General features: G+C 69.0%; 7 protein-coding genes and 1 riboswitch. Of the genes, 1 reads left to right on the top strand and 6 read right to left on the bottom strand.

Going from position 1 to position 7,968, the window contains the following annotated elements:
* Positions 1-112: 112 nt before the first annotated feature.
* From ACFV0Q_RS34730 to ACFV0Q_RS34705, 6 genes are all read right to left on the bottom strand, one after another.
* The gene (locus ACFV0Q_RS34730) at positions 113-1,510 is read right to left on the bottom strand and encodes an aminotransferase class V-fold PLP-dependent enzyme (protein WP_385010982.1); all 1,398 of its coding nucleotides are present in this window, start codon (positions 1,508-1,510) and stop codon (positions 113-115) included.
* A 220-nt stretch (positions 1,511-1,730) separates the two neighbouring features.
* Positions 1,731-1,847: riboswitch (SAM riboswitch) on the bottom strand.
* A gap of 82 nt (positions 1,848-1,929) precedes the next feature.
* A complete protein-coding gene (trpD, locus tag ACFV0Q_RS34725; RefSeq protein WP_385010981.1) occupies positions 1,930-2,994 on the bottom strand; it encodes an anthranilate phosphoribosyltransferase in 1,065 nt (354 codons plus the stop codon).
* Between the two features lie 156 nt (positions 2,995-3,150).
* Positions 3,151-4,782: a cytochrome bc complex cytochrome b subunit gene (locus ACFV0Q_RS34720; protein WP_385010979.1), complete on the bottom strand. Its 1,632-nt coding sequence runs from the start codon at positions 4,780-4,782 to the stop codon at positions 3,151-3,153.
* Positions 4,779-5,837 carry a Rieske 2Fe-2S domain-containing protein gene (locus ACFV0Q_RS34715; RefSeq protein ID WP_385010977.1) on the bottom strand — a complete coding sequence of 353 codons (1,059 nt, stop codon included), beginning with the start codon at positions 5,835-5,837 and terminating at the stop codon, positions 4,779-4,781. Before ACFV0Q_RS34715 ends, ACFV0Q_RS34720 begins: the two co-directional genes overlap by 4 nt.
* Positions 5,834-6,643, bottom strand: coding sequence for a c-type cytochrome (locus ACFV0Q_RS34710; protein WP_385010976.1), 810 nt, complete (start codon positions 6,641-6,643; stop codon positions 5,834-5,836). Before ACFV0Q_RS34710 ends, ACFV0Q_RS34715 begins: the two co-directional genes overlap by 4 nt.
* 76 nt (positions 6,644-6,719) lie before the next feature.
* Entirely contained in the window at positions 6,720-7,340 is a 621-nt protein-coding gene (locus tag ACFV0Q_RS34705) for a heme-copper oxidase subunit III (RefSeq protein WP_053676065.1), read from the bottom strand.
* Positions 7,341-7,538: 198 nt separating this feature from the next.
* On the opposite strand from ACFV0Q_RS34705, the gene ACFV0Q_RS34700 reads away from it, so the two are divergent.
* Positions 7,539-7,949 (top strand): hypothetical protein, encoded by a 411-nt coding sequence (locus tag ACFV0Q_RS34700; RefSeq protein ID WP_385010974.1) that lies wholly within the window; start codon positions 7,539-7,541, stop codon positions 7,947-7,949.
* The last annotated feature ends 19 nt before the right edge of the window (positions 7,950-7,968 follow it).

Below are 7,968 nucleotides of genomic sequence, written 5' to 3'. Positions count from 1 at the left end.
GGTCCAGGCGAAGCCCGGGGAACGGTGGAAGGGCGGGTAGGGGACCGCTCCGCGCAGCGGCACACGCCCCGCGGACAACCGCCGGGACCGGCCACGCAAGCGGCCCCGCGCGTCAAGAAGTGGGCACGCAGCGGCCGTCCTCGGTGTGGTACTGCCACTTGGCGCCGTCCGCGACGAGTTCCTTCACCGCGCGGACGAAGCGCTCGACGTGCTCGTCGGGGGTGCCCGCGCCGAAGCTGACGCGGATCGCGTTCAGCGAGCGTTCGCCCGGCGCCGCCTCCGGCGCCCCGCACTCGCCCTGGGCCTGCGGCTCGCTGCCGAGCAGGGTGCGCACCAGCGGGTGGGCGCAGAACAGGCCGTCGCGGACGCCGATTCCGTACTCGGCGGACAGTGCGGCGGCGAAGTGGGAGCTGTTCCAGCCGTCGACCACGAAGGAGATGACGCCCACCCGCGGGGCGTCGTCCCCGAACAGGGACAGGACGCGGACCGCCGGGACCTCGGCCAGGCCTTCGCGGACCTTGGCGATGAGGTGGCGTTCGCGGGCGACGAGGTTCTCGAACCCGGCCTCCTCCAGCGCCCGGCAGGCCGAGGCGATGGAGTAGACGCCGATGACGTTCGGGGAGCCGGCCTCGTGGCGGGCGGCGGTGGTGTGCCACTCGACGTCGACGCCGCCGGCATCCTCCCCGCCGACGCGTCGCGTGACCTTGCGGGAGGCGCCGCCGCCGGCGAGGTACGGCTCGGCCTCCTGGAGCCAGTCGGCGCGCCCGGCGAGGACGCCCGAGCCGAAGGGCGCGTAGAGCTTGTGCCCGGAGAAGGCGACCCAGTCCACGTCCAGGTCCCGCACCGAGACGGGGTGGTGCGGGGCCAGCTGGGCGGCGTCCAGCACGATCCGCGCGCCGTGGGCGTGCGCGGCTGCGGCGAGCTCCTTGACCGGCCACAGCTCGCCGGTGACGTTGGAGGCGCCGGTGACGCAGACCAGGGCCGGGCCGTAAGGCTCGCGGTCGGCCAGCGCCCGCTCCAGGGTGGCGACGGCCTCGTCCGGGGTGCGGGGGGCGTTGAGGTAGCTGACCTGCGCGTCCGTCCACGGCAGCAGCGAGGCGTGGTGCTCGGTCTCGAAGACGAAGACCTGGCAGCCGGCCGGGAGGACGGCGGCGAGCAGGTTCAGCGAGTCGGTCGTCGACCGGGTGAAGACCACCTGGTCGCCGGGGCGGCAGTCCAGGAACTCGGCGACCGTGACGCGGCTCTGCTCGAACAGGTCGGTGGACAGCTGCGAGAGGTACCCGGCGCCGCGGTGGACGCTGCCGTAGTACGGGGCGTACGCGGCCACGTCGTCCCAGACCCGCTGCAGCGCCGGGGCGCTGGCCGCGTAGTCGAGGGCGGCGTAGGTGACCTCGCCGCCGGTGACGAGCGGGACGGTGACGTCCCGGCCGAGCACCGGCAGCGGCGCGGCACAGGCGGGGTCGACGGCGGTGGTGGCGGCGGCGTCGGTGGCGTTCAGGAATGCGGACATGGCGGTGTCTCCCGGCAGGCAGGGCTGAATGGCTTCGGTGTGCCCGTACGCGGGTACGGCTCGGCGGCCGGCCACAGGGGTACGGGAAGAGCCTCGGAACGATGTGGGGGTACGCCTGAGCGACCCTGTCCGAGGGGTGAAGAAGGGGCGGAGTCGCCCTATCGCATTCGCTTGCTCACGGAAAAAGCTCCTCGAAGACCCAGGACCCCTGGTATCGAGGGATCCGCGCTTGCCGTAGACCTCGCTGCCTACGACCTGGTCATCACCCGGGGCACCCCGCCACGGAAGGAGGGTTGCCGGACAGCGAGCCGGGGCCAAAACGCTGTCACTCGTGACCTGAGCAGCATCCTGCCACAAGATCCCCCACGCACAAGACCCCGGTCCACATCGTGGACCGGGGCCGGGCGTGCGGAGGCATGTCAGGCCTGGCTGGCCGCCGCCCAGCGCTCCAGGGCCGCACGGGCCGCGCCCGAGTCGACCGACTCGGCCGCACGGGCGATGCCGGCCGCCAGCTGCTCCTCCAGCGACCCGGTGCCCGGATCCAGCGCCACCAGCGCCGCCGCCGAGTTCAGCAGGACGGCGTCGCGCACCGGCCCCGTCTCCCCCGCCAGCAGCCGCCGGGCCACGTCCGCGTTGTACGAGGGGTCGCCGCCGCGCAGCTCTCCGACGTCGACCAGCGGGATCCCGACGTCACGCGGGTCGAACGGCAGCTCGGTGACGGTGCCCTCGCGGACCCACCAGACCCGGGAGGTGGCGGTCGTGGTCAGCTCGTCGAGCCCGTCGTCGCCGCGGAACACGAGGGCCGAGGAGCCCCGCTCCGCGAGGACCCCGGCCACGATCGGGGCCACCCGGGGGTCGGCGACGCCGGTCGCCTGGGCCCGGACCTTGGCCGGGTTGGTCAGCGGACCCAGGAAGTTGAAGGTGGTCCGGATGCCCAGCTCCTTGCGGGCCGCCGCCACGTGCCGCAGCGCCGGGTGGAACTTCACGGCGAAGCAGAAGGTGATGCCCGCCGCCTCGACGACCTCCACCACCCGGGCCGGGGGCAGGTCGAGGTTGACGCCGAGCTTCTCCAGGACGTCCGAGGAGCCGCTGGCCGAGGACGCGGCCCGGTTGCCGTGCTTGACCACCTTGGCGCCCGTACCGGCCACCACGATCGCCGACATCGTCGAGATGTTGACCGTCTTGGCGCCGTCGCCGCCGGTGCCGACGATGTCCACCGTCCGGCCCGGAACCTCGATCAGATTGGCGTGTTCGTACATGGCACGCACCATGCCGTTGATCTCCGCGACGGTCTCGCCCTTGGCCCGCAGCGCGACCATGAAGGCGGCGATCTGCGCGTTCGTGGCCTCGCCGAGCATGATCCGGTCCATGGCCCAGGCGGTGTCGTCCGCACGGAGGTCCTGGCCGGTCAGCAGGGCGTCGAGGAGGCCCGGCCAGCCACGGGCCGCCACGCTGTCGCCGCCTGCCGGGGTCACAACGTTCATGGTCCGCTCCTGTGGGTCCACGTCGAAAAGGCTAACGACCTCAGCCTATCCAGCCCCGGAGACGGCAAAGAGCCCCGTCCAGACACTGGACGGGGCTCTTACCGTGGCGACACCGGGATTGGCCGGAACCGATCCCTCAAACGGTCCTACACGAGATCAGTGGTGGCCGTGGCCGCTCTGGATCTCCTTGTACTCCTCCACCGTGGGCTTCGGAATCTGGTTGTTCTCCGCGTAGAAGCCCTTGCTGAGCTTCGCGCGCAGCTTCTCGCCGGCCTTCACCTTGCGCTCGACACCGTTCTCGTCGACCGTCGGGCCGATCTCGACCGGCGCGTACTGCTCGTGCGAGGTGAGGGTGTGCAGCTGGCCCTGCGGGAGCGGCTCGTGGACCTCGACGAACTCACCGTGCGGCAGGCGCTTGATGATGCCGGTCTCGCGACCGTGCAGCACCTTGTCGTGGTCCCGGCGCTGGAGGCCGAGGCAGACGCGCTTGGTGGCGATGAAGACGAGGACCGGGACGACGAAGAAGCCGATCCGGACGAACCACGTGATCGAGTTGATCGACAGGTGGAAGTACTGGGCGAACATGTCGTTGCCGCCGCCGATGAGGAGCACGATGTACTCCGCGATCCAGGCGGCACCGAAGGCCGTACGGGTCGGGACGTTGCGCGGGCGGTCCAGGATGTGGTGCTCGCGCTTGTCGCCGGTGACCCAGGACTCGATGAACGGCCACACGGCGATGGCGCCCAGGACCAGCGGGAAGAGCAGCAGCGGGATGAACACGCCCAGGACGAGCGTGTGGCCCCACAGGTTGATCTCCCAGCCCGGCATGGCTCGGATGAGGCCTTCCGGCATACCCATGTACCAGTCGGGCTGCGCACCGGTGGACACGTGGTCCGGACGGTACGGGCCGAGCGCCCAGATCGGGTTGATCGAGGCGAGCGCCGCGATGGCCGCGATGACACCGAAGACCAGGAAGAAGAAGCCTCCGGCCTTGGCCATGTAGACCGGCAGCAGCGGCATGCCGACGACGTTGTTGTTCGTCTTGCCGGGACCCGCGAACTGGGTGTGCTTGTGGTAGAAGACCAGGATCAGGTGGGCCACCAGCAGGCCCATCATGATGCCGGGCAGCAGCAGGATGTGCACCGAGTAGAACCGCGCGACGAAGTCGCCGCCGGGGAACTCCCCGCCGAACAGGAACATCGACAGGTACGTGCCGACGACCGGGACGGACAGGATGGCGCCCTGCATGAAGCGGACACCGGTACCCGAGAGCAGGTCGTCCGGCAGCGAGTAACCGGTGAAACCGGTGAACATGCCGAGGACCAGCAGCAGGAAGCCGAAGATCCAGTTGACCTCACGCGGCTTGCGGAACGCACCGGTGAAGAAGACGCGCATCATGTGCACGACCATGGCCGCGACGAAGATCAGCGCCGCCCAGTGGTGGATCTGCCGGATGAGCAGACCGCCGCGGACGTCGAAGCTGATGTCCAGGGTCGAGGCGAAGGCCTCGGACATCTGGACGCCCTGCATCGGCACGTACGAGCCGTGGTACACGACCTCGTTCATGCTCGGGTGGAAGAACAGCGTCAGGTACACACCCGTGAGGATGATGATGATGAAGCTGTAGAGGCAGATCTCACCCAGCATGAAGGACCAGTGGTCCGGGAAGATCTTGCGCATGTTGGACTTGGCCAGGCTGTAGATGCCCAGGCGGCCGTCCGCCCAGTCCGCTACGCGCTCGCCGGCCGGCGCTTTGCGCGCCGTCTTGGAATCAGTGGCAGTGCTCATCCGCGCTCCCAGAAAGCAGGACCGACGGGCTCTTCGAAGTCGCCGTGCGCCTCGAGGAAGCCTTCGTCATTGACGCCGATCCGCAGCTGCGGAAGCGCGTGACCGGCCGGGCCGAAGATGACTCGGGCGCCGTCGGAGAGGTCGAAGGTGGACTGGTGGCACGGGCAGAGCACGTGGTGCGTCTGCTGCTCGTACAGGCTGATGGGGCAGCCGACGTGGGTGCAGATCTTGGAGAAGGCCACGATCCCCTCGTGGGACCACTCCAGCTCCTGCTTGTCCTTGATGTCCCCCGGCTTGATGCGGACGATCATCAGGGCAGCCTTGGCGATCTGCGTCTGGAAGTCGTGCTGCTCCTCCTCCAGGCCTTCCGGCCGGGCGAAGGTCAGCGAACCGACGAGCACGTCCTCGGGACGGAGCGGCTCGTTGGTGTTGTCGTTGATCAGCAGCTTGCCCTTGGACCACAGGGTCTTGCGCAGCTTCTCCTCGGGCAGCGGGCCCAGGTCGCGCAGGATCACGACGGCGGACAGCGGCAGCATGGCCAGCGCGCCGAGCATCGTGTTGCGGATCAGCGGGCGGCGGCCGATGCCGGACTCGTTCGCACCGTCGGCGAAGTCCTGCAGGACCTTGGCCTTGACCTCCGGCGGCGCCGCGATCTCGTGGCGGTCGTCGGCGACCTCGACGTCGGACATCAGGGTGCGGGCCCAGTGGACCGCGCCCGCGCCGATGCAGAAGAGGGCCGTACCCAGCGTCAGACCGAGCGCGAAGTTCAGCGCGCTCACCTTCCCGATGGGGAAGATGTAGACGATCTTGTCGACCGGGAAGGTCACGTAGGAGGCGATGAAGCCGATCGTGGCCAGCATCGACAGCGTGAACAGCATCGCCACCGTACGCTCGGACCGCTTCGCGGCCCGCTCGTCGATGTCCTGGATGCGCGGCTTGTGGACCGGAAGGCCCGGGTCCGCGAACGGATCGTCCGCGACCGCTACGCCACCGTGGTGGGCGTCGCCCTGCTCGCTCGGCAGGTGCTTCTCTTCGGGAATGTCTTGGCTACTCATGACTTCTTGGCCTTAGCGGTGTGGGCCGCGACCCAGACGGCGACAGCGATCAGCGCACCCAGACCGAAGATCCAGCCGAACAGACCCTCGGAAACGGGGCCGAGGCCACCGAGCTTGAGGCCACCGGGGCTGGTCGACTTATCGCCGTTGACGTTCTGGAGGTACGCGATGATGTCCTTCTTCTGCTTCTCCGGCATGGTGCTGTCCGGGAAGGAGGGCATGTTCTGCGGGCCGGTGAGCATGGCCTCGTAGATGTGCTTCGGCTCGACGCCCTCGAGGTTGGGGGCGTACTTGCCGTTCGTCAGCGCGCCGCCCTCGCCGGTGAAGTTGTGGCACTGCGCGCAGTTGTTGCGGAAGAGCTCACCACCAGCGGCGATGTCGGCACCGGCCGGGTCGTACTGCTTCTCGGTCGGCGTGATCGGGCCGGCACCGAGGGACGCGATGTACGCCGCGAGCTGGTCGATCTGGGCCTGGGAGTAGATGTTCGGCTTCTTCGGCACCTGGGCGCCGGGCTGCTGGGCGGGCATGCGGCCCGAGCTCACCTGGAAGTCGACGGCCGCGGAGCCGACGCCGACCAGGCTGGGGCCGTCAGTGGAACCCTGACCGCCGGTTCCGTGGCAGCTTGCGCAGCCCACGGCGTAGAGCTTCTTGCCCTCCTCGATGGCGAGGGACTGGGCGGTTTCGTCGGCCTGCGCATTGCCCGCGGGCGCGAAGGCGGCGTACAGCCCCCCAGTGACCGCCAGCGCGAAGAGTAGAACGACGACCGCCGCCAGCGGATGGCGTCGTCGTGCGGAGAGCTTTTTCACGGATTACCCCGGTGTCAGGATCTTCTGCGTCGGTGTTTCTGGATGGAGTGCCGGGTCGGGCCCGGCGACGTGTTCGCTACTTGATCAGGTAGATCGTCGCGAAGAGGCCGATCCAGACGACATCGACGAAGTGCCAGTAGTAGGACACGACGATGGCCGACGTGGCCTGTTCGTGGGTGAACCTCTTGGCCGCGTACGTCCGGCCGAGGACCAGCAGGAAGGCGATGAGACCGCCCGTCACGTGCATGCCGTGGAAGCCGGTGGTCAGGTAGAACACCGATCCGTACGGGCCGGACGAGAGAGACATGCCCTCGTGCTTGACCAGCTCGGTGTACTCGAACACCTGGCCGCCAATGAAGATCGCACCCATGACGAACGTGATGATGAACCACGTCCGGAGCTTCTTCACATCACCGCGCTCGGCGGCGAATACGCCGAGCTGGCAGGTGAGCGAGGAGAGCACCAGGATCGTGGTGTTCGTCGCCGAGAAGGGCAGGTTCAAGGCCGAAGCCTGTTCTGTCCAGTACTCGGCGCCCGTCACGGATCGCAGGGTGAAGTACATCGCGAAGAGGGCCGCGAAGAACATCAGCTCGGAACTCAACCAGATGATGGTTCCGACGCTGACGAGGTTCGGCCGGTTGACCGTCGGGTGCGCGTGCCCGGTATCTACTGTCGTTGCTGTCGCCACGACCGACATTATGTCGGTCGCTTATCCCGCCCTCACCCCGGGGGGTGCCGTTCGGAGTGTCAGGGGGGTGTGCAAGGCCCGAACGGCCCATCAGATCACCCCGCCCGTGTCGCGCGCGAGGCTTGCGGAACCGATGTTGACGGACGGTCCGACGGAGTAGCATCCCGCGCATCATCAGCGTGATTCACGGACACGTGGAGGAACGAAATGCGGGCGACTGCGCGGGTTCTGGTCTACAGCGACGACGCGGGCACCCGGGAGCAGGTGCGGCTTGCGGCCGGGCGCAGGCCGGCGGCGGACCTGCCGCCGGTGGAGTTCCTGGAGTGCGCGACGCTTCCGGCGGTCCTCAAGGAGCTGGACGCGGGCGGCATCGACGCGTGCGTGCTGGACGGCGAGGCGGTTCCGGCGGGGGGCATGGGCGTGTGCCGGCAGATCAAGGACGAAATCTTCCGGTGTCCCCCGGTGCTGCTGCTGATGGGGCGCCCCCAGGACGCCTGGCTGGCCACCTGGAGCCGCGCGGACGCCGCGGTCACCCTTCCGGTGGACCCGGTGGAGTTCCCGGAGGCCCTGGCGGGTGTTCTGCGGGCCCGGCTGGCCTCGGGCGCGCTTCCGGCCTGACACGAGGGGACTTCGAGGC

It is taken from the genome of Streptomyces sp. NPDC059564 (assembly GCF_042735575.1).
Taxonomy (GTDB): Bacteria; Actinomycetota; Actinomycetes; order Streptomycetales; family Streptomycetaceae; genus Streptomyces.
The sequence above is the reverse complement of the archived record's forward strand: the minus strand, read 5'-3'. Positions and strand labels throughout refer to the sequence as shown.